Source organism: Aerococcus sp. BD502 (genome assembly GCF_057919555.1).
This window is the reverse complement of sequence record NZ_CP147972.1, coordinates 200,644-219,058: the sequence shown is the minus strand read 5'-3', so window position 1 is coordinate 219,058 and position 18,415 is coordinate 200,644. Positions and strand designations below refer to the sequence as shown.

Genomic DNA, 18,415 nt, shown 5'->3' with positions numbered 1-18,415 from the left:
TTCACCCTCCATTTAGGCGTATTATAGCATAAAGTTATAGGCAGCTGAAGGCTTTCATGTTCAAGTTCGTTAAGGTTTGGTAAACTAGGGGTGAGGAGGATGGTCATGAAGCAGATTGAAGCTTTAAAAAAAGCCCTAGAAAAAAGTCAACGTATTGTATTTTTTGGTGGTGCGGGTGTTTCAACAGAGAGTGGAATTCCTGATTTTCGTTCCGGTGAAGGCTTGTATGTCAAGGGCCGGCATGATGAAGTGCGGCCTGAGGAATGTATTTCCCACCATTTCTTCGTCGAGGAGCCGGCCTATTTCTTCAACTATTACTTCAAAAATTTGGTTTACCCCGATGCAGAACCAAATATCACCCACCGTTACTTGCATGAATTGGAAGAAGCGGGTAAAGATGTGACAGTTGTCACGCAAAATATTGACGGTCTCCATCAAAAAGCGGGGAGCTCCCAAGTTATTGAATTGCATGGGACCACGCTTGATTATTATTGTATTACTTGCGGGAAAAGGTATACTCTTGTGGACTTACAATTGGATGAGCAGGGGATTCCACGTTGTGAATATGATCAAGGTATCGTCCGTCCAGATATTGTTCTCTACGAAGAAGCCTTGGATTCTGAAGCCATTGCGGGAGCCATTCAAGCCATTGCCGCCGCCGACTTATTGATCGTGGCTGGCACCTCGCTAGTGGTCTATCCTGCAGCGGGCTTGGTGCAATACTTCCAAGGTGAGCAATTAGTGGTCATTAATAAAACGCCTTTAGCCCTACAGGCACCAGCGGGAAGTTTAATTTTTCAAGAAAGCTTAGGTCATGTTTTTAAAGCTTTAAAGGAGAAATAGAAATAATGAAAGATGTAACGAATTCAGCACGCCCCAAAAATAAGAAAAAATATCGGGTGGGGGGCTATGCCCTCCTGGCTTTCTTAGCTTTTCTTTACTATTATTTTATGCTGCCCCCGCTGCACTATGCCGCTTGGGAATTTTGGCTTTTCCTAGGCTTGCTTACTTTAGGTGTTTTAGTGGTTGAAGGTCTATCATTGGAAGCCAAGGAAAACTCAGACAATAAAGCTTTGCGCTTGTTTCCGAAGTTTTCTGTGAGCCGAAAGTTTCGGCTTTTGCTGGGCTTTTGGGCGCTCGTGGCAGTATTTTGGCTAGGGAGTTATGTGATCTTTTCTCCTGTCTTTATGGCGAAAAATTACAGTCAATTGCTGACGGTTGCCGAGAAGGATTTCAAAAAAGATTTTCCCGAAACCGATATTAAGCAAATTCCCCTCCTAGACCGTGATAGTGCCGAACGGCTAGGAAATCGCCATCTGGGGGCCTTGTCGGCTTTGGTTTCCCAGTTTGGCGTGGCTGCAGACTATACGCAAATTAATATTAAAAGTCATCCCTATCGGGTCAGTCCGCTCAACTATGCAGGCTTCTTCCGCTGGCTTAATCATTTTAAAACAGGCTTGCCTTATTACATGCAGGTAGACATGGTGACGGGTGATGCGGAATTAATCAAGCCTCAAGCCCCCATCAAATATAGCCGAGCCGATAAATTTTTCCGGCAAATTGATCGTTACTTGCGCTTCCGATATCCTTTTCGAATTTTTGGGGAGCCCACTTTTGAAGTGGATGACCAAGGCCAGCCTTACTACGTGGCCACCACTTACGAACGTTATTTTGTAACGCGCGAACCTAAACCCAGCCGGGTGATCTTAGTGAATGCCTCGACGGGGGAGTGCCAGGACTATGAGATGGACCAAGTACCTAGCTGGGTAGACCGTGTGCAGAGTTCGGACTTAATTTTGCACCAATTGACCTTAAACGGCCATTACCAAAATGGTTTTTGGAATTCTCTTTTTAGTAAAGTGGGTGTGACTGAGCCTACGGAAGGCTATAATTACTTGCCCATCGATGATGATATTTACCTCTATACGGGGCTGACTTCGGTGACTTCTGACGCTTCTAATATTGGCTTTGTTCTCGTGAATATGCGTACTCGGGAAGCTCGCCGCTATCCCTTAACTGCTGCTGCTGAATTTTCGGCGATGGAATCTGCGGAAGGGAGCGTGCAAGAGAAGGGCTATCATGCCACCTTCCCGCTCTTAATTAATGTTAAGGGCCGGCCTTTGTATATTTTATCCTTAAAAGATGGGGCAGGCTTGATTAAGCAATATGCCTTGGTGGATGTTTTAAATTACCAGCAAGTGATGACCAGCCCCAGTATTAAGCAATTAATGGCTGACTACTTAGCCAAGCAAGATCTTGAATTAGCAGAAGGAGAAGAGGACAGTCCGCTGGAAGAAATTAGCGGGCAAATTGACCAAATTAAAGCTACGGTCGTGGATGGCAATAGTGTTTTCTACTTGCGACTCGGGGGTAAAATTTACCGGGCTCCCTTGGCCATCAGTGATCAATTACCCTTCGTAGAAGCGGGTGACCGCGTTAAAATGGGGGTGCAAGCGAACGGCCAAGTCCGGGAATTCGCCCTTGAAGAACGTCCCTAGCTTGCTTGCGCCAGCTTGGCTAACATGGTAAGATGACTTAAAAATGCTTTAGAGAAATGAAGGGGGATTTATGCTCTCACCATATGTCGCTAATTTAGAAAAAGTCGCTATGGGCCTTTTGAGTTTTATTAAGGACTTTAAGGCTTTTCCAGAATTGGAAGCTGAAATGGCGCGAATTAAGGCCCAGGAGCGCTCCTTATATCTCTATCGGCCGGAAAATGAGGATAATTATATTGGTTTAATTGGTTTTGATCAAGATCAAGATAGAAAGACGCTCATCTTACGCTACATTGCGATTCAACCGTCCTACCGGGGGGAAGGTTTGACGGTCACGATGATTCAAGAATTAAGTGAGCAATTCCCCGCCTATAATCTATCCGGCTCCGTAGATATGGCTTGCTTCCTCAAAAAATGGGGGCAAACGAAGGATGCCAAACGCTGGAAAGCCATGAATAGTGAGGAATTATAAGGCGATGAAGGAAGCTATTAAAAAGCCGGAACAAGAGGAACTTACCATTGATCTAGCGGCCTTTTCGGGGCCGCTCGATTTATTACTGCACTTAATTAAAGATTTTAAAGTGGATATTTTTGATATTCCTGTTCAGTTGATTACCGAAAAATTTTTGCAAGTGCTGGAAGATTCGGCCGCTCGTGATTTGGAAATCTACAGTGATTACTTGGTCATGGCGGCTACCCTTATTGAAATGAAAACGAAATACCTGCTCCCCAAACCGCCTGCCCAGGAAAAGGCGGAAGACCCCAGAAAGCCCTTGGTCAATCGCTTATTTCTTTACGAACAATACCAAGCTTTAGGTGCGACTTTAGAAGAGAAGCACGAAAAGCGCCAGCGCTTTTACAGTAAACCGATGGCCAATCTAGAAAACTACCAGGAAGAAGTGCCTTTGCCGGCCGATGCCTTTGATATCAATGATTTATATCGGGCCTTTCGGCGGACTCTGAAGCGCTTCGCTGCTAGCCAGGCCCAGCCATTGAAAATAACTTATGACCCTTTTAGTGTTCAAGAGGCCACCCTAAGCCTTAGGCATTACTTGCAGCAGGCGCCGGGCCCCGCTTCTTTTTTGCATTTTTTACAAGCCCAGCCGCTTAATCGCGACCGTTTCGTGCTCTTGTTTTTTGCTATTTTAGAACTCGTGAGGGCGGGGGAATTGCGAATTCAGCAATTTGCGCGCGCAGACATTATTTTAGAATACCAGGGGGAAGCCAAATGAAGGCCTTGAGTCAATTAGAAAGCTTGCTTTTTGTGGCCGGAGAGCAGGGCTTGCGTTTAGAAGAAATCATGAGCTTACTGGGAGTTTATGAGAGTCGGGCCCAATACCTGCTAGCCTTATTGAAGGATAAATATGCGAGCGATGAGAATTCCGGCCTCTGCCTGGTGAAGCAGGGGGAACATTATTTGCTTTTAACGAAGGCAGAAAATGAATGCCTCGTGAGAGCTTACGCCCAGTCGCCCTTCTCCAGCCAACTCTCCAAGGCGGCTTTAGAAACCTTGGCGATTATTGCCTATGAACAGCCTATCACGCGGCTGAAAATTGAGGACATTCGGGGGGTGCAAACGCAAGGTTTATTGCAAAAACTACAACTCCATGATTTAATTGAAGAGGTGGGACGCGAGGAATCACCCGGACGCCCCATCCTATACGGGGTGACGGCTTATTTCTATAATTATTTTGGTCTCGCTTCCTTGGAAGAATTGCCAGAGATTAAGCGGGAGGAATTGGGCATAGACACCTCTCCCAAAGAGAAAAGGTGAGTGAACTTGGAAAGATTGCAAAAAGTGCTTGCCCACGCTGGAGTAGCTTCACGCCGGCAGGCAGAAAAAATGATAGCTGCTGGGCGAGTGCGCGTTAATGGGGAGTTGATCACGGAGCAGGGCGTTAAGGTCGGACCTAAGGATGCGGTGGAAGTCGATGGCCAGCCGATTTACAAGGAGGCCCCGCAGTACTTCTTATTCAATAAGCCGACGGGCGTCATCTCTGCGGTTCGCGATGACCGCAATCGACCGGTTGTTTGCGATTATTTTCCGGAAGTAGAAGAGAGAATTTACCCAGTGGGACGTCTCGACTATAACACGAGTGGTGCCTTAATCATGACGAATGATGGTGAATTTGCCCACTTGCTCATGCATCCCAAGTTTTCAATTCCTAAAACTTATATGGTGAAGGTTAATGGCTTAGTGTCTGACAGCGATATTAAAAAGCTGGCGCGGGGCGTGCCGGTTTTAGGCCAGAAAACGGCTCCAGCTAAGGCAAAATTAGTGAAGCAGGATGCCGGCAAAGGAATTTCGGTAGTGGCCCTGACCTTATTTGAAGGGCGCAATCGGCAAGTGCGGCGTATGATTGAAGCGATTGGGTATCAGGTTAATAAATTAAGACGGTGCCAGTATGGCCATTTGACCGTTGACAATATGCCCCTAGGAAGTTACCGGGTATTAACAAAAGGGGAAGTGAAGTGCTTAAAAGAGATGGCTTTGGAGGAGGATAAAAAATGAAGAAAGATGTAAAGAAATTTGTGCTTACCGCGATTATGGGCGCCTTGGCTTTTATTTTAATGTGGTTTGCCTTTCCCGTTATTATCGCCTTGCCCTTCTTAAAGGTTGACTTTTCGGATATTCCCTTATTATTTGCGACCTTTCTTTATGGGCCTTTGAGTGGCTTTGGTGCGATGGTGATTCGTTCCATTCTCCACTACATTCAAACGGGGGGAGACTTGGGCTATCCAATTGGGGATATTGCCAGTGTCTTGGCTTCTTCGGCTTGGATTTTACCAGTCTACTATCTCTCCAAACGCCATCTACCAACAGGGAGCCGGGGCCAAAAACGGAGCCGCCTCCGCTTCTGGTTTGCCCTCATTAATATTTATGGCCTTGGCATTATTTCCATGACCTTCGTCATGTCCGTTTTAAATTATTTTATTATCACGCCTTTTTATGTCAAAGTGATGAATTTTCCTATCGAAGATATGGGTGGCTATGTGCTTTTCGGTATCATTCCCTTCAACCTCATTAAAGGCTTGTTAATTAGTGTGGTTGCCCACTTCTTCCTGGCGCGTTTTCTTCCGGTCGCCCGGCGAGAATTGCAGTAAGATATTAAAATGGTGAATTTTATTCACCATTTTTTTCTTTCAGACGCTGAATGGCCCCTGTTGGGCAATGGGTCAGGGCCGCCTTAAAAGCGGGGAGGTCTTCTTCGCTAATGGTCATTTCCGTACTCTGTTGGTCATTTTTAAAATGAGCAATCCCCTCCTCGTCATAGGCAAATAACTCGGGCGCCTTAATTTGACAGAGGCCACAGGCAATACAACGTTCGCAAATAATTTTTCCTTTCATTTACTCACCTCGAAGGAGTCACCATGTTTTTTTCTTATTTTCTTGAAGCCACTAAGCATTTGCCTGCTTCCTCGACTTATCAAGTTTTAGTGGGCAAGCGGACAGCGACCACGCTATTTTTTTCCTTTCAACATGGTCTTGATCCTTTTTTTAACAGTTTACCAAACTTGAAAAAATCTGACTACCAGCGTGTGCGAGAAAATAGCCAAACGAGCGGTCCCCCCCAAGAAGCCCTGTGGACTTTGGCCAAAGGGCGGGTGGGCTACCTGCCTATTAAGCACCGGCAAGTGCGGGAAAATGCCTTATTATCTTGGCTGCAGGCCCTCTCTTATTTAGCTCATGGGCAACATCAAGTGGCCCCCTTGTACCAGCATGAGCCTAGCTTGCAGTGGGTGCGTTGGTTCCTGCAGGCTTACCGCTCAGAATTGTCCTATGCTTCGATTTACCAAGAGTGGCTCGGCTTGCTGGCCAGCTTACCTAAACCTCTAGATGCTTGGCTGATGGCCTTGTTTTTTGGCTATGAATTGCCGCCTATGCTTTTAGCTGATTGGCCACCAGGGGTTCATTGGCCAAGGGCAGAGCGGCAGTTTCTACGGGAGGCTGCTTTAGATTATTGCTATCAGTACTTTATCTGGGGAACTTCGGCTACGCTGACTGGCGAATTTTTAAGGGCGGTAGCGGAAGGAAATCCCGTCTGGAATGCTTCAGCGACAGTCACTTACCAGGGCATTTTAGCTGGCTTAACCTTGCCGGCTATTGCCCAGGCCCGCAAGCTCAAAGAAAGTACGATTGCGGATCATTTTATCGAAATTGCCTTGCGGGCACCGCGCTTATTCCTACCTATTTTTAAGGAAAGAATAAACGAAGCACCTAAACGAGCCCCTAAGGACTATGCCACCTTCACCGCTCACTATCCCGAAGAGCCTTACTGGTTATTTCGCTACTGGCATATTTTAAAAATTTACGAAGAGCGAGGTGAAGCTTTTGACTTGGAATAAAATCTTGGAAAAATTTCTAGGCGTGGCAACTTTTAAACCCGGCCAGAAAGAGGCCCTTCTCGCCCTGGAAAAGGGAGAGGATACCTTAGCTTTACTGCCCACGGGCGGGGGGAAATCTCTAATCTACCAGCTTTTCCAATACGGAAGGGCGGGCACCACGGTGATCGTTTCCCCTTTACTGGCTTTAATTGAAGACCAGCTTTACCAATTGCAGAAACTGGGCCTTAAACGGGTCCTAGCTTTAACCAGCCAATACCGACCGGCGGAGCGCGAGCCTTTTTTGGAGCATTTAGGCCAATATCAATTTATTCTCTTATCGCCCGAAATGTTGATGCAGCCAGAAGTCCTGCGTGCGCTTCAAAAAATTCCCCTCCGCTTATTCGTTGTCGATGAAGCCCATTGTATTTCCCAATGGGGCTTAAACTTTCGCCCAGAGTATTTAAGATTGCAGGAGGCTTTAGCCAATTTAAATTGGCCGCTTATCCTGGCTGTCAGTGCCACCGCTAATGAGCGCGTGATGGCTGATGTCAACCGGCATTTGTTTCCGCCTGGACGCAAGCGCACCGTCATTCAAGTTCCCCTGGATCGGCCCAAGCTCTTTTACGATCGAAAAATCGTCCCTGCAGCTGAGAAAGCGGCCTATCTGAAAGCTTATCTGGAGCATTTACCCAAGCCTGGTATTGTGTATGTCCACCAGAAGGAAGAATTGGCGGCCTTAGTGGCTTGGTTAAAAGCCGAAACCTCCCTAAGAGTGACAGGCTACCATGGGGATTTAAGCTCGGCAGAACGCCTCGCCGTTCAGGAGCAATTCCAAGCCGGATATTTAGATGTTATTCTAGCGACATCAGCTTTTGGCATGGGCATTAATCAAGGGAATGTTCGCTTTGTTTTGCACTACCATGCCCCAAAAACGCTAGCGGAATATAGTCAAGAAACGGGCCGGGCGGGCCGGGATGGGCAGTTCGCTTATTGCTTACTGCTATTAGATGAAGACGAGGAAGGGCGCTTATCCTACTTTAAGCACGCGAGTTTATTGACTTTGGCTGAGTTCACTTCCTATTTAGAGACCTTGGTGTCCTATCCACTCGGAAAACAGCAGCTATTTTTACAAGACTTGCCTGCTGACGTGAACCACACCCTTAGTTATTATTTAAAGGCCTATTCAACTAACACGGAGCGCCAGGCTGCCTACCAGCATTTCATAGCCCAAGAACAGGGGGCGATTGGCGAAATGCAAGCTTACTTACAGGACGAAAAATGCTTAAGAAAAACTTTACTTGCGCATTTTGGCCAAGAGCCTCCTGAGGAACGAGGACTTTGCTGTTGCTATTGCTCGCCTGATTTTTCTAAAAGCTCAACCTGGCAAAGCTACCTGACCCAGCCGAGTTTAAAGAGAAGCTGGCAAAATTCGGCTATCTATCGCTTGCAGCAGCTGCTCGGACAAAAATAGTTTTTAAGGACGGAAACGTTTTATAGTTGGAAAGACAAGTCATGACAAAAACCCTTTAACATGATACAATCAGCTTATATGCAATGAGAGGAAGGAAGCAAAGCCATGAATTTTCGGGATAAATTTAATGACGTTAAAAATCGCTTGCAAGGAAATGCTGACGACCGCCACCAAGACGAAGAGACTATTAAGGACCAGGGCGAGAAATATGATGAATATGAGGAAGCTTCGGCCTGGGAAGAAGTGGACGCCAAGGAACGAGAGCAGGAAGCGGAGGCTGAGGGAGAAGCTTATGGCGAGTATGAGAATCTCAATAATCGCAAGTACTCCCGCTCCTCGAGAAATCACCAGAGTGAGCCCGCCTCACCCATTACGAAAGCTCTCATTTTCCTTCTATTATTGATTATTATTATTCCTTTGGCTATAACGGTTTATAGCATGAGCCGGAATAAAGTACCGGAACCTGAATCAGCCGACCAAGTCATGGTATCGAAAACCCAAAATATCAGCGCTAAAAAGGCTGAGGAAGAGAGCCGGGAAAAGGAATTAGCCAAAAAAGAAAGTGAAGAAAGCAAGAAGGAAGCTGAAGAAAGTAAACGGGAAGCCTCGCGTGAAAGTGCCAAACGTGCTAGCGAGTCAGCAGCTGAGTCAGCTAAATTAGCCGACCAACGCCAGAAAGCCGCCGATCAAGCGGAACGCGAATCCCTGCAGCAAAATCAAGGTAATACCAGCCAGCCAGCTGAAGGCGCCCAAGGGACCTATACTGTTCAGGCGGGCGATAGCCTATACCGCATTGCCTTAAATCACGGCATGAGTTTGGATCAACTGCTCCAACTTAATGGCCTATCAGCAGGCTCTTACATTGCGCCTGGCATGGTCTTACGGGTGCAGTAAGCGAGGCGAGCAATTTGGCAAAACAATGGAAAATCGCTATTGATGGTCCGGCTTCCTCAGGAAAAAGCACGATCGCCCGCGAGCTCAGTGACCGCTTAAAAATAACCTACTTGGACACAGGTGCAATGTACCGGGCAGTGACTTGGCAATTATTGGCTGAGGGCGTTCCCTTAACTTCCACCCCAGTTTTAAAGCAGGCCCTGGAAAACTTAAGCCTCACACTGGAGTCCACCGCCAAAGGCCAGCGCATTGCGGTCAATGGCTTGGATGTGACCGATAAGATTCGCCAGCAGGCGGTGACGGAAAAGGTTTCCCAAGTGGCCAGCTTAAAAGAAGTGCGAACCTATTTGGTCCACTTGCAGCAAGCTTTTGCTAGGAAGGACCAAGGTATCGTGATGGATGGCCGAGATATTGGTACCGTAGTGATGCCGCATGCGGACTTAAAGATCTATTTGAGTGCGAGCGCAAAGGAGCGGGCCCGTCGCCGTTATGAAGAAGACCTTGAAAAGGGACGGCAGCCGAGTTCTTACGAGGAAGTACTCGCAGCCTTAAAAGCACGTGATCACTTTGATCAAACGCGCAAGGAATCACCTTTGAAACAAGCCGAGGATGCCTTTCTCATCGATAGTACGGGCCTCACAATTCCTGAGGTGGTCCAAGATATTATTGACTTACTCCCCAAGGAAAAATAATCGCCCCTTTATTTCAATTAAAACGCCGATAGGGCTTGTCAGAGTGGGGCTTGCATGGTAAAATAATTGATGTATCATTGACTCAATGTCGATGGCTAGCACAATAGGAGAGGATTTTGTAACATATGACCAATGAATTTGAAGACAAGCAACACGAAGAAGTAGAAGAAATGACATCAATGGAAGACATCCTAGATCAAACGATGGATGTTAAAATTGGTGACACTGTCAATGGTGAAGTTTTAACTATTGATGAAAACAATCAGCTCATTGTCGGCATTGAAGGTGCTGGCGTGGAAGGCGTTGTGCCATTTAGAGAAATCTCTTCTTCACCCATTGAAAACATTGAAGATGTTGTCAATGTTGGTGACGTACTTGAGTTAGTCGTCGTCAAAGAAATTAAAGAGAAAGAAAATGGTTCTTTCTTGCTTTCCCGTAAACGCGTTGAAGCGAAGAAAATCTGGGAAGAGCTTAAAGAAAAAGCCGAAAATGATGAGACCATCGTCGTGCCTGTTAAAAAAGTCGTTAAAGGCGGCTTAGTGGTTGATGCTGGCGTGCGCGGCTTTATTCCTGCTTCCATGGTGGAAGATCACTTCGTTAAAGACTTTAGCCCTTACAAGGGTAAAGAACTGGAAGTTCGTATTGTGGAAATTGTTCCAGAAGAAAATCGTTTGATTCTTTCCCACAAGGAAATTGCAGCAGAAAAAGCTGCTAAGGAACGTGCCGAAAAACTTGCCCAATTTGAAGAAGGGGAAGTTGTTACTGGTAAAGTTGCCCGCTTAACCAATTTCGGTGCCTTCATTGATCTTGGTGGTATTGATGGCCTTGTTCACATTTCTGAAATTGCTCACCACCACGTTAACCACCCATCGGATGAGTTAACACCCGGAGAAGAAATCGAAGTTAAGATTCTAAGCATTGATGAAGAACGCCACCGCATTTCTCTATCCATCAAGGACTTGCTTGAAGGCCCATGGGAAAATATCGAAGAAAAAGCTCCTAAAGGTGCTGTTCTTGAAGGTATTGTGCGTCGCTTAGTAGACTTTGGGGCCTTTGTTGAAGTGTTCCCTGGCGTTGAGGGCTTGGTACACATCTCTCAAATTTCCCACGAACATGTGAAAACACCTGCCGACAAATTAACGGAAGGCGAAACGGTAGAAGTTAAGGTTCTCGATGTTAATCCAGAAGCCAACCGTTTATCCTTAAGCATCAAAGCTTTAGAAGAAGCACCAGAACGTCCTGCTCGTGATGAAGACAATCACGGTGGCAAGGGCGGCGGCCGTAAGAGTGCTCCACGTCGTCAAAACCGTGGCAAAGCAAAACGCCAACATGAAGCGGAAGAAGATACCAGCTTCACATTTGGTGACTTGCTGGGTGAACAATTAAAGGATTTAGACTTAGATAATTAATCAGGCTGATTGTCAGGACTATTTGACTGCAGTTGAGGGATAGGCTAGGGCGTGCTCTAGCCTATTTTTTATGATTGATCGTGAGTGAGGAGGGTTAGTATGGCTGCTTTTACCGTGGCAATTGTGGGCCGGCCCAATGTAGGAAAGTCCACTATTTTTAATCGTTTAGCTGGCGAACGGATCAGTATCGTGGAGGACCAGCCGGGCGTTACCCGGGACCGGATTTATACGCAGATTTCTTGGCTCGGCAAGCAATTTAATTTAATAGATACCGGTGGGATCACATTTTCTGATGCCCCTTTTCAAGAGCAAATCCATATGCAAGCTGAAATTGCGATGGATGAAGCTGATGCCATTGTCATGCTTGTGAATGGCCAAGAAGGTGTGACGAAAATGGACCAGCAACTGGCTGGACTCTTGCATCACAGTAAGAAGCCGGTCGTTTTAGCCGTCAATAAAATTGATAATGTGGAACAGCGGGCAGAAATTTATGATTTCTATCGGCTGGGTTTGGGCGATCCCTTACCCCTTTCTGGGGCCCACAGTTTGGGCTTGGGGGAATTATTAGAAGCTATTTTTAAGGCCTTGCCAAAGGGTAATGAGGAGATGCCGGAGGAAGAAACGATATCCTTTGCCTTTATCGGCCGGCCCAATACGGGTAAATCTTCCCTAGTGAATGCCTTGCTAAATGAGGAGCGAGCGATTGTGAGTGACGTGGCGGGCACGACGCGGGATGCCACTCATACCGAGTTTACGGTGGGGGAGCAAAAATTCCGCATGGTTGATACGGCCGGCTTGCGCCGTAAAGGCCGTATTAAGGAAACAACTGAAAAATACAGTGCCATGCGCGCCCTCTCGGCCATTGACCAAGCCGATATCTGTGTCTTAGTTTTGGATGCCGTGGCGGGTATCAGTGACCAAGATAAAAATGTGGCGGGCTATGCGGTAGAAGCCGGCAAGGCGCTTGTCATTCTCGTCAATAAATGGGATTTGGTGGAGAAAGACCAGCACATGCTCAAACGCTATGAGGAAAGCGTGCGGGCCCATTTCCAATTTGCCACTTATGCACCTATTCTCTTCGTATCCGCCAAAACAAAGTTACGTCTCAGCCAATTACCAGGCTTGCTCATTCAGGTTCAAGAGAATTACCATCGCCGGGTACAGTCTTCAATCCTCAACCAAGTTTTAGCCGATGCCATGGCCATTAACCCCACACCGAGTGATAAAGGCCGTCGCCTGCGGGTTTACTACTTGACGCAAGTGAGTACAGCACCGCCCACTTTTGTGGCTTTTGTGAATGATTTGAAGCTGATGCATTTTACTTACCAGCGCTTTTTGAAAAACCAAATTCGCGAAGCTTTTGAATTCTCTGGGACGCCGATCCATTTGCTGATCCGCGAAAGACATTAGAGAAACTAAAGAATTAAATGCCAAAAAACATTGTCGTGGCGCGCACTATGTGGTATCCTTAAGAAGGATTATCGAAGAGATAACTCCGCCTAATTGAATAGGCTGAGACTTTCCTTTAGGAGGTGAGACTATGGCAAATAAAGCAGACTTAGTCCAAAGCGTAGCAAACTCAGTAGGTAGCTCGAAGAAAAGCGTTGCTCCTGTTGTGGATGCCGTTTTCGAAGCAATTCGTGATTATTTATCTGAAGAAGAAAAAGTTCAAATCATTGGCTTTGGGAATTTCGAAGTACGTGAGCGTAAAGCACGCAAAGGTCGTAACCCACAAACGGGTGAAGAAATTCAAATTGCAGCAAGCAAAGTACCTGCTTTCAAACCAGGTAAGGGCTTGAAGGACGCAGTTAAAAAACAATAATAAATGAAAAAGCCAGCCTCCGTGTTGGCTTTTTCTATTCATTGGGCTGGAGGTTTTATGGAACAAGCTTTAGACCATTTGTGCCAAGTCATTCGGCAAAATGAGACGAAAAAAATAGAGGAAGCCTTACAGGTTTTACAGGAAAACTTAGCTGAGACCGGCCAGGATGCGGATTGGTTGGAGGCCATTTGGACCTTGCGCCAATTGGGAGCTTTAGACCAAGCGATTACTCTGCTGAAGGAGAAAGTCAAACTGACGAATGATGATGTTTGGCTTTATTACCTGGTAGAACTGTACCTGGAAAATGGCCAAGCAAAAGCAGCCCTAGATACGGCTAAAGAGCGGCCCCAAAGCGTGCAAACGGCGGAATGGCTACTGTTGGAGATGGAAATTTACCAGCAACTTGGCTTATATGAAGTGAGTTTGGAGAAAGTTAAGGAGGCCCGCGCCTTAGCTCCAGATGAACCCGTTCTGCAATTAGCCGAAGGTGAAGTCTACTTTATTTTGGGTGCTTATCAAGAGGCCCTAGAAGCTTACCAACGCCTACGTCTTAACGAGCTTGATAGCGATACCGTTGCTTTAGTAAAAGAACGACGGACAGCTTGCTATGGCGCACTCGGGCATTGGGAAGAAGCGATCACACAGCTTGAAGAAGAGCCTGTTGAGAAGCGAACTCGTGAGGAAGACATCCAGTTGGCGAAGCATTACTTAGAGCTCCGGCAGAGCCAACGTGCCCAGCAAATTCTAAAACCTTATTATGAAGCTGGCGAGCTAGCCCCCAGTGCCTTGGTGGAGTATGCCAATGCTTGCCTTTTAGAGCGAGCTTATGATTCAGCTTTGCTGGCCCTTCAGGAAGCTTGTCAAAAAGACCCCTACGAAGCGTCTTATCCGCTAGCTTTAGGGCAATTACAGGAAATGCTTGGACAGGAGGAAGCGGCGGAGGAGGCTTTTCGGGAAACTTTAGAGCGCGAGCCGGAGCAAATTGAGGCGCGCGTACGGCTGGTCCACCTGTACCTAAAAGCCGAAGCCTATGACGAAGCCGCGGACGTTTTAATTGACTTAAAAAATCAAGAATCACCCCAAGTGGAGTGGCTGCGTGCCCGCGTGGCGAATGGTTTAGAAGACTTTGCAACGGCCCGGCAGGCTTACCAAAAGGCTTATCCTGACCTTAAGCATGATGAGGCTTTTTTACTATCCTACCTGCAATTTATGCATGAGGATGGCCAGCGAGAGGCAATTCGCCGGGTTTTTGAAGAATTTCCCCGCTTGAAACATGCAGCTAGTTTCCTACCTTATGTTGAAGACCAAACCGATGATGATTTCTTTTATGATTAGAGAGGGTTGTAGCACGTGAACGATGCATTTAAAAAAGCACGTCCGATTTTAGAAAGATTAGAAGCCGCCGGCCATGAAGCTTATTTCGTGGGGGGCAGTATCCGCGATGAAGTTTTGGGCTTGCCCCTTCATGATGTGGACATTGCGACTTCCGCCTATCCTGAAGAAGTTCAAAAGCTTTTTCCCAAGCATTTTGATGTGGGCTTAGAGCATGGAACGGTGATGGTTTGGTATGCAGGGGAAACTTATGAAATTACGACCTTCCGCAGTGAGGACACTTATACGGACTACCGCCGGCCCTCTCATGTGACTTTTATTTCGTCCCTTAAAGAAGATCTTAAGCGGCGGGACTTCACCATGAATGCCTTGGCTATGGACAAAAATGGCAAGTTGATCGATTATTTTAACGGCGTGGATGATATTTACAATGCCTGCATTCGTGCCGTCGGGCTGGCTGATGAACGCTTTGAAGAAGATGCCTTAAGGATGATGCGGGCGGTGCGTTTTAGTGGGCAGCTCAGCTTTGACATTGAGCCGGCAACTTTTGCTGCCCTTAAAAAACACGCCCCTTTGCTGGAAAAAATTGCCATTGAACGGGTGACTCAGGAATTTAATAAGCTATGGCAAGGTTTTCGCTGGCAAAAAGGCCTCTATTATTTATTGAAAGGGGAGCTGGCCCTACATATTCCCCTGCCTTTTGAAATTTTTCAAGGCTTTCCTAAAATGCTGACAGCCATGGGAACCACTTCATTGCCTAAGCCAGATTTTGCTTGGGCGCTAGCAGCTTTCCTAGGGACGGAAAAGCAAGAGGAAGAGTCCATGTTGGCCGCCCTTAAAGCCCTCAACCGCGATTTTAAAATGTCAAAGGCATCTGGCCAAGAGCAAGCCGCTTATGCGACTTGCCTACTCGCCGCGAAAAGGGAAGAGGCTGCTTGGCGGACTCTGCTGTTTACTTACGGCTTTGAGACGGTGCAAACTGTGGTCAATTTTATTGAAAGAGAGGCTAGGGAAGAGGCACCTTGGGCCTTGGCTTCCCCCGCCCTTTCCACGGAAAAACTTCAAGCTCTTAACCAAAGCTTGCCGATTCACAGCCGCCAAGATTTAGCCATTAATGGGCATGACATCATGGCCTATTTTCCGGACTTACCGAAGCAGATGATTGGCCAATACCTTGACCGGGCCCTTGACCGTGTTTTGTACGAGCGGGTCGAAAATGAACGTCAGGCCATTTTAACGTCTCTAGCTGATGGGGAGGAGGCAGGACCATTTTAAGAGATAAATTTGCCGTGGTGGATATCGAAGCGACGGGACCTAAATATCAAGAGGGTGATGCCATGATTCAAATTGGCATTGTTTTAATTGACGGGGATCGTATTACGAAAACGTATGCGACCGATATTCATCCTAGGCAAGCCATCCCCAAGCGAATTGAAGACTTAACGGGCATTACTGATGAGCAAGTCGCCCAAGCCCCACCATTTTCTGAAGTGGCTCTGGAAATTTTAAAACTGCTAAAGGGCCGGACTTTTGTAGCACATAATATCAATTTTGATTATCGGATCTTAAGCTATCATTTACAAAAGCATGGTTTTCCGGCCCTTAACCAGCCAGGTTTGGATACGTTAGAGCTCTTTCGGCTGGCCTTTCCCCAGGCCAAAAGTTATCAACTTAGCCAGCTTGCTGCTCGGGAAGGGGTGACCCTAGACCGGGCCCACCAGGCGTTTGATGACGCTAAGGCTACGGCTGAATTGCTGCTCAGGGCCAAGGCCAAGCTGGAGCAGCTACCGCGGGAATTAAAAACCTTGATGACACCTCTCGCGCCATGCTTACTGCGTGAAACGGGGGCTTACATTTTAGAGTGGGTCGGGAAAAAACCTCAAACTGATGACTACTGCGTCAAGGAAGGCTTTGCCTTACCGAAAAATTTGAGTGTCCAAACTAGCCTGTCCATTTTTAAGCCGGAAGCGGGGGAAAACCTGAAGCTTTGGCCCCAGCAAGTACGAATGCAGGAGCATTGCTATCAATATTTCAATAGTCAGGCGACGACACCGGCCTTCCTAGAAGCGGCCTATGGTTCAGGTAAAACCCTAGCGGCGCTTTCAGCGAGTTTGAAGGTAAAACCGGCCCAGCAATGTTGGCTGGCAACGTCGACGCTTTTATTGCAGCAGCAAGTCTACCAAACCACTGGCCAGCAGCTAGCCAATCTCAGGCAAAGTCCTCTTAGGGTTAGCCTCTTGAAGGGGAAGGAGCATTACCTGTCCTTGAGTGCTTTGCGGGCTTTCTATGACGAAATTAAAAGCCAGCAGGACCTGAAAAAACGCGATGCTTTGCGTTTGCTCGCTATTCTCTGCTGGCTGGCCGAAACGCGAACGGGAGATCTGGCTGAATTAAATCGCTCCCTGCGTGTCAAAACGCTCTTGGCTAAAATTTCAGGCGGGGCCTATTTTACGGCCCAACACCAAAAACGCTGGGGCGCCTATTCCTATTATCATTTGGCCTTACAGCGGACGCAAAAGGCTGATGTGGTGCTCACGAATCATGCCTATTTACTTAAGCATCATGAAGCGATTAGCCGTGAGCCTCGGGTGGAAGCAGGGGCACATTTACTGCTGGACGAGAGCCAGCAGTTTTATCCCATGAGTCGGCTGGCACAAACAAAAAAAACTGATTTCTACCAATTAGAAAATATTTTGGAGCATTTACAAAGGCTACTGAAGGAGCTACCGGAGTGGGTGGGTCAAAAATCTGCCCCTGCCTTCGATTATTTTGCTCTGGTGAGTAGCTTGCAGGAAGCCTGGGAGGCTTATGACCGGACCATTTTCGCCTGGCGGCAGGAATTTCAGCAATTAGCCTACTATAAGAGCTTAGAACCGGATGCTTCTTTGCCCATCAAGACGTGGCCCTTGCCAAGTGTGGTAACGCCCGGGCGAAAACTCTGCCAGGGGCTTGGGCATTTGGAGAGTCGTTTAAGGGAGCTTGTGGCTTTTCAGAACGGGTCCAAGAACACACAGCTAGCTTTATATACGGAAAAAATAAAGCGCTGGGGCCGGACTTTTCAGGCTATGCTAGCTCCCGAAGATGGGCAGTATTATAGCTTTGAACCGGCTTGGGAGCGGGGAGATTTTTATGGTACGCTCTACCAGCAGCCCCTTTTTGCCGGTGAAGAAGCTAACTATTGCCTAAAAAATTGGCCGGGGAAAGTTCTCTTAATGAGTGCTAGTGCACCCGGCCAATGGCTGAAAACTGAACAAGCTGGGCCTAAGATGTGGCTGACTTGGCAGGAATTACCTGCTGAAGCCTTGCCCACGTCGGCCTTACCTAAGGTTTACCAATTGAATGCGGGGACGAGCCTGCATCAATTAAGTGACCTTGAAGCAGGCGCCCGAGCGGCCCAGATTTTAGCAGAAATTTGGCAGAAAAAGCCTGGAAAAATTATGTGCTACGCACCTTCCTATGCTTTACTTAAGGCTTGTGAGGCACGATTGAAGGAAATCTGGGCGAAGGACTTTTGGGCGCGCATCTATAGCCAAAGTCGCTACCAGAATGCCTACCAACTCTATGAGCGTTTTGAAGAGGCCAAGGATGGCTTATTACTGGTGACCGGCCCCTTTGCTGAGGGCCTGCATTTTAAAACTAGGCTTGATTTACTGGTCTTACTGCGTCTGCCTTTTCAGGCTTTGGATCAGCCGCTAGAAATGGCCCGCCAGCAGTATGCCAAAAGCCATCAGGAAAATTACTTCGCTCGTTTTGCCTTGCCAGCCATGCTGACGCGGTTAGGCCAATTAACGGGACGTGCCATGACTTATGGGAAAAAACCTGCTCCAATCCTTTCCTTAGATCGGCGGGTCCTCGAGAGTTCTTATACGGCTGAGATTCGCCGCGTCTTACCGGGCGAACAAGCCGCTTGTCCTGTCAGTATGGCGGAATTACTGCGCTTAATAGAGTAAAATGCTATAATATATAGAAGATTG

The 18,415-nt window shown here is 47.2% G+C and carries 18 protein-coding genes; 17 read left to right on the top strand and 1 reads right to left on the bottom strand.

The window, feature by feature from the left end; genetic code table 11:
• Positions 1–105: 105 nt before the first annotated feature.
• From WF803_RS01140 to WF803_RS01110, 7 genes are all read left to right on the top strand, one after another.
• Positions 106–843: an NAD-dependent protein deacylase gene (locus WF803_RS01140; protein ID WP_489611302.1), complete on the top strand. Its 738-nt coding sequence runs from the start codon at positions 106–108 to the stop codon at positions 841–843.
• A 5-nt stretch (positions 844–848) separates the two neighbouring features.
• Positions 849–2,498: a hypothetical protein gene (locus tag WF803_RS01135; RefSeq protein WP_489611301.1), complete on the top strand. Its 1,650-nt coding sequence runs from the start codon at positions 849–851 to the stop codon at positions 2,496–2,498.
• A gap of 70 nt (positions 2,499–2,568) precedes the next feature.
• Positions 2,569–2,967, top strand: coding sequence for a GNAT family N-acetyltransferase (locus WF803_RS01130; protein ID WP_489611300.1), 399 nt, complete (start codon positions 2,569–2,571; stop codon positions 2,965–2,967).
• On the top strand, positions 2,954–3,727 hold the full coding sequence (locus WF803_RS01125) for a segregation and condensation protein A (protein ID WP_489611299.1): 774 nt from the start codon (positions 2,954–2,956) through the stop codon (positions 3,725–3,727). Before WF803_RS01130 ends, WF803_RS01125 begins: the two co-directional genes overlap by 14 nt.
• Entirely contained in the window at positions 3,724–4,269 is a 546-nt protein-coding gene (gene scpB / locus WF803_RS01120) for an SMC-Scp complex subunit ScpB (protein ID WP_489611298.1), read from the top strand. Before WF803_RS01125 ends, scpB begins: the two co-directional genes overlap by 4 nt.
• 6 nt (positions 4,270–4,275) lie before the next feature.
• On the top strand, positions 4,276–5,007 hold the full coding sequence (locus WF803_RS01115; RefSeq protein WP_489611297.1) for a pseudouridine synthase: 732 nt from the start codon (positions 4,276–4,278) through the stop codon (positions 5,005–5,007).
• Positions 5,004–5,600, top strand: a complete 597-nt coding sequence (locus WF803_RS01110) for an ECF transporter S component (RefSeq protein ID WP_489611296.1) — start codon at positions 5,004–5,006, stop codon at positions 5,598–5,600. The genes WF803_RS01115 and WF803_RS01110 overlap by 4 nt, the downstream gene beginning before the upstream one ends.
• A gap of 19 nt (positions 5,601–5,619) precedes the next feature.
• On the opposite strand, the gene WF803_RS01105 is transcribed toward WF803_RS01110, so the two are convergent.
• Complete coding sequence (locus WF803_RS01105) at positions 5,620–5,844, bottom strand: ferredoxin (protein ID WP_489611295.1); 225 nt, start codon at positions 5,842–5,844, stop codon at positions 5,620–5,622.
• Positions 5,845–5,867: 23 nt separating this feature from the next.
• Between WF803_RS01105 and WF803_RS01100 the strand changes: the two genes are divergently transcribed.
• The 10 genes from WF803_RS01100 to WF803_RS01055 all read left to right on the top strand — a co-directional run bounded on the left by WF803_RS01100 (position 5,868) and on the right by WF803_RS01055 (position 18,391).
• Positions 5,868–6,842 (top strand): helix-turn-helix domain-containing protein, encoded by a 975-nt coding sequence (locus WF803_RS01100; RefSeq protein ID WP_489611294.1) that lies wholly within the window; start codon positions 5,868–5,870, stop codon positions 6,840–6,842.
• Positions 6,843–6,846: 4 nt separating this feature from the next.
• Positions 6,847–8,292 carry a RecQ family ATP-dependent DNA helicase gene (locus tag WF803_RS01095; RefSeq protein WP_489611293.1) on the top strand — a complete coding sequence of 482 codons (1,446 nt, stop codon included), beginning with the start codon at positions 6,847–6,849 and terminating at the stop codon, positions 8,290–8,292.
• A gap of 105 nt (positions 8,293–8,397) precedes the next feature.
• Positions 8,398–9,186 carry a LysM peptidoglycan-binding domain-containing protein gene (locus WF803_RS01090; RefSeq protein ID WP_489611292.1) on the top strand — a complete coding sequence of 263 codons (789 nt, stop codon included), beginning with the start codon at positions 8,398–8,400 and terminating at the stop codon, positions 9,184–9,186.
• A 14-nt stretch (positions 9,187–9,200) separates the two neighbouring features.
• A complete protein-coding gene (gene cmk / locus WF803_RS01085; protein ID WP_489611291.1) occupies positions 9,201–9,878 on the top strand; it encodes a (d)CMP kinase in 678 nt (225 codons plus the stop codon).
• Positions 9,879–10,003: 125 nt separating this feature from the next.
• Entirely contained in the window at positions 10,004–11,287 is a 1,284-nt protein-coding gene (rpsA, locus tag WF803_RS01080) for a 30S ribosomal protein S1 (RefSeq protein WP_489611290.1), read from the top strand.
• Between the two features lie 99 nt (positions 11,288–11,386).
• On the top strand, positions 11,387–12,697 hold the full coding sequence (der, locus tag WF803_RS01075; RefSeq protein ID WP_489611289.1) for a ribosome biogenesis GTPase Der: 1,311 nt from the start codon (positions 11,387–11,389) through the stop codon (positions 12,695–12,697).
• A gap of 130 nt (positions 12,698–12,827) precedes the next feature.
• Complete coding sequence (locus WF803_RS01070) at positions 12,828–13,109, top strand: HU family DNA-binding protein (RefSeq protein ID WP_489611288.1); 282 nt, start codon at positions 12,828–12,830, stop codon at positions 13,107–13,109.
• Positions 13,110–13,166: 57 nt separating this feature from the next.
• Positions 13,167–14,444, top strand: a complete 1,278-nt coding sequence (locus WF803_RS01065) for a tetratricopeptide repeat protein (RefSeq protein WP_489611287.1) — start codon at positions 13,167–13,169, stop codon at positions 14,442–14,444.
• Positions 14,445–14,459: 15 nt separating this feature from the next.
• The gene (locus WF803_RS01060) at positions 14,460–15,716 is read left to right on the top strand and encodes a CCA tRNA nucleotidyltransferase (protein WP_489611286.1); all 1,257 of its coding nucleotides are present in this window, start codon (positions 14,460–14,462) and stop codon (positions 15,714–15,716) included.
• Between the two features lie 17 nt (positions 15,717–15,733).
• Positions 15,734–18,391 (top strand): exonuclease domain-containing protein, encoded by a 2,658-nt coding sequence (locus WF803_RS01055; protein WP_489611285.1) that lies wholly within the window; start codon positions 15,734–15,736, stop codon positions 18,389–18,391.
• Positions 18,392–18,415: the final 24 nt, after the last annotated feature.